This window comes from Solidesulfovibrio sp., assembly GCF_029978005.1.
GTDB lineage: Bacteria > Desulfobacterota > Desulfovibrionia > Desulfovibrionales > Desulfovibrionaceae > Solidesulfovibrio.
On the sequence record NZ_JARKOZ010000166.1, the window covers coordinates 1 to 3,671 of the forward strand.

Annotated in this window: 3 protein-coding genes; 2 read left to right on the forward strand and 1 reads right to left on the reverse strand. The window is 66.6% G+C overall.

The window, feature by feature from the left end:
- The first annotated feature begins 177 nt into the window (after window positions 1–177).
- Entirely contained in the window at window positions 178–1,455 is a 1,278-nt protein-coding gene (locus tag Q1K70_RS18325; RefSeq protein WP_300162786.1) for an NAD(P)H-dependent oxidoreductase, read from the forward strand.
- 114 nt (window positions 1,456–1,569) lie between these two features.
- On the opposite strand, the gene Q1K70_RS18330 is transcribed toward Q1K70_RS18325, so the two are convergent.
- Complete coding sequence (locus Q1K70_RS18330) at window positions 1,570–2,577, reverse strand: glycosyltransferase (RefSeq protein ID WP_300162789.1); 1,008 nt, start codon at window positions 2,575–2,577, stop codon at window positions 1,570–1,572.
- Window positions 2,578–2,694: 117 nt separating this feature from the next.
- On the opposite strand from Q1K70_RS18330, the gene Q1K70_RS18335 reads away from it, so the two are divergent.
- On the forward strand, window positions 2,695–3,671 hold a 977-nt coding region (locus Q1K70_RS18335), incomplete at its 3' end, for a dihydroxy-acid dehydratase (RefSeq protein ID WP_300162792.1).

Sequence of the window (3,671 nt, forward strand, 5' to 3'; positions counted from 1 at the left end):
TTCGGTCTTGCCGGACCCAGCCCGCATCCGCAGCGTTGCCGCCTGCTCCTCCGTCAACTCAACCTTTACCCGAGCGCCCATCCTGACCTCCTAAACTGGAGGCCAGTATATAGATTTATTTCAAGGACGCAACACTAGGAATGTTATCACTGACAACATTCGCCAGGAGGCAGGTGCATGGCCGAGACATGGTTGGTCCTGGATGGGTTGGGCGACGTCAAGGGCGGCGAAGAGGTGCGGCAGTGCCTGGGCGAGGAAGCGGCGCGCCGGGGCCTGTCCCTGGACGTGGTGCCCTGCGCCGGCGGTGGGGCCGCGCCGTGCCTGGGCTGCTTCGGCTGTTGGATCAGGACGCCCGGGACGTGCGTCATCGACGACGCCGTCAGGGACGTGACCGCCAAGCTGGCCGGGACCGAAGTCGTCGTCCTTTTGAGCCCGGTCGTTTTCGGCGGCTATGGCGGCGAACTCAAGACCGTGGTCGAGCGCGGCGTATTGCCCACGCTGCTGCCCCATTTTCAGCGCCTGGAAGGCCGCACGCGCCACTTTGCCCGATATGAAAAGACGCCGGACGTGCTGGCCGTCGGCTTGTTGCCGCGAGAGGACGCGCAGATGCGGCAGGTCTTTTCCGGCATCGTGGCCCGAAACGCGGCCAACATGCTGAGCAAAAGGCAGGCGAGCACGATTGTCTGCGCGGACGACGCCCCGGAAAGCATGCGCGAAAGCATCGGGCGGCTGCTGGAGTACAGGCAGGCTTCGCCGGGGATGGAAAAAAAGCGCGTGGCGCTGCTGTGCGGGTCGCCGCGAAGGGGGAAAAGCGTCTCGCGGGGATTGGCTGGTCACGTGGAAAAGGCGCTCCATGAAGGAGGGACGGAAGTCGTCGTCCATGATCTGTATGCCGGCCGCCATGACGAGGACACGTTCGTGGAGCTGGCCAAGTCCGTGGACGCGTCGGACGGCGTGTTCCTGTTCGCCCCGCTTTACGCCGATCAGTTGCCCGGCCACGTCCTCGAGGTGCTGACCCGCCTGGCCGCCTGGAGAAGGGAGATTTCCCCGCCAGGAAGCCCGCGCTTCGCGGCGGCGGTCAATTGCGGCTTTCCCGAAAGCGAGAACAACGACGCCGCCTTGGCCACCTGCCGGCTGTTCGCCAGGGAAGCGGGATTGGACTGGATGGGCGGCTGCGCCGTCGGGGGCGGCGGCCTGTACGAGGGGCGCGGGCTGGCTTCGCTTGGCTTCATGAGCAGCCGCGTCCGCCGGGCGCTCGAAGCCAAGGCGCGCCTGCTCGTTGCGACGAACCGACCTGATTTCGCGGACTCGGGCGACATCGCCGTGCCCTGCCCGCTCCCGGCCAGGCTGTACCTGTTCCTGGCCGAGTTTGGCTGGAAGAAATACCTGGGAACCGGCAAAGGGAAGATCGACGGTTTCGCCCGTCCCCATGCCCGGGAGGCCAGCGAGGCCTGAGGGCGAAGCGGCGAAAGTCGTTTCAGTGAAAAAATACGAGGGATTTTTAGAAAACCATAATTTCTCGAGGATGTTGTCGAGAAATGCGCAGGTAGGCATTTCGCGGACGCAACGCTAGATCCGGGTCTGGGAAAGGAAGAACTCGCGGTCCTGCGGACGCAGGGGCAGGTGTTCGTCCACGGCCAGCATGGCGTAGGCCTTGCGCAACTGGCGGCGTACGCCGTCCAGGGCGTGCAGCCGTCGGGCCGGCGCGCCGGAAGCGGCCAGGCGCGCGGCCAGGGCCAGGAGCGTGCGGGCCCGCGCGCCGACGCTGTGGCGCGAAAGCGCCTTGTCCCGTCCGGCCCGGGCGATTTCTGCCAGATTCGGATCGCCCAACGCCTGCCGGGCGACGCGGGCCGCGTCCGCCGGGTCGCCGCGCCGGTAGGTCAGCATGTCTTTGCCCGCGGTGAAAAGGTCGTCGAGCCCGTTTTCCACCTCCTCGGTCAAAAGGGCCGCGCCGCAGGCCATGGCCTGGAATACGCGGAAATTGAGCTCTCCGGCGGCGCTTTGGTTGAGCACGAGGCGGCTTCGCTGGAAGACGGGCACGTAGTCGCCCGTGGTCATGAAAAGCGGGGCTTGAGTGCGAAAGGCGGTGAGAAACGGCCGTCTGGCGGCGTTGACCCTCCCGTCCAGGGTGCCGACGAAGGACACGGGCACGTCGCGCTCGCGGCCGGCGTCGCGGTCCCGGGCCGGGTCGCAGAAAAGCGGCAGCCACATGGCCGGCCGGCCGTGGGGGGATTCGCTAAAAAGCGGCAGGTAGTCCTTCTGGGCCACGCACACGGCGTCGAAGCCCATGCTGTAGGGCACGTGCCAGGGGTGCATGTACTGGTCCACGGAATAGCCCATGACCGGGCAAGGCAGTGTCTCCAGGCCGAACACCCAGGGGATCTGGCAGGCGTCGCACCAGAAGACCAAGTCCGGGGTCATGCCGCGCGCGGTGAGCAGCTCGCGCAAGCGCCTGGCCGAAAGGGGTTCGCCCAGGGCCACGTCGCAGTCCGCACCCGGGCCTATGGACAGCACGTCGTGTCCAAGGGCGCGAAACGTCGCGACAAAGGCCGTATGGTGCAGGTTGACGATGCGCACGGCAGAGCCCCGTTTCAGGCGAATCGGCGTGGCGGCGAACTTGCCAGAAGCGGCGCGGGTGTGGAAGACTCGTCGCCTCGGCGCGAAGCCGAACACTTTCCATGCGAGGAAACCGTCATGCGCAGCTCCCAGTTCAAATCCGGCCTGGAGAAAGCCCCCCACCGCTCCCTGCTCTACGCCCTGGGCCTGACCCGGGAAGAGATGGAGCGCCCGCTTATAGGCGTGGTCAACTCCGCCAACGAGGTCGTGCCCGGCCACATCCACTTGAACACCATCGCCGAAGCCGTCAAGGCCGGCATCCGCCTGGCCGGCGGCACGCCCATGACCTTTCCCGTCATCGGCGTATGCGACGGCCTGGCCATGAACCACGCCGGCATGCACTACTCCCTGGTCAGCCGGGAGATCATCGCCGACTCCATCGAGATCATGGCCATGGCCCACCCCTTCGACGCCCTGGTGTGCATCCCCAACTGCGACAAGGTCGTGCCGGGCATGCTCATGGCCATGCTGCGCCTCAACATCCCGGCCGTCATCGTCAGCGGCGGCCCCATGCTGGCCGGCACGACGCCCGACGGCTCCTGCGACCTCATCGACGTGTTCGAGGCCGTGGGCAAGTTCAAGCGCGGCGACATCGGCCAGGAGCGCCTCGACGAGCTCGAGGAAAACGCCTGCCCCGGCTGCGGTTCGTGCTCGGGCATGTTCACGGCCAACTCCATGAACTGCCTGTCCGAGTCCGTGGGCCTGGGCCTGCCCGGCAACGGCACCATCCCGGCGGTCTCGGCCAAGCGCGTGCGCCTGGCGAAAAAGGCCGGCATGCGCGTCATGGATCTGCTGGCCAAAAATATCCGCCCGCGCGACATCGTCACGGAAAAAAGCCTGGAAAACGCCGTGACCATGGACATGGCGCTCGGGTGCTCGACCAACACCGTGCTGCATCTGCCCGCGGTCTTTGCCGAGGCCGGCCTGCCGCTGACGCTGGACATCTTCGACGCCGTCTCGCGCAAGACCCCCAATCTCTGCAAGCTCTCACCGGCCGGCCACCATTACCTCGACGACCTCGAGCGCGCCGGCGGCATTCCGGCCGTCATGAGCGC

Coding starts and splice junctions, on each gene's coding strand:
- Q1K70_RS18325 (WP_300162786.1), top strand. CDS start 178: ATGGCCGAGACATGGTTGGTCCTGGATGGGTTGGGCGACGTCAAGGGC.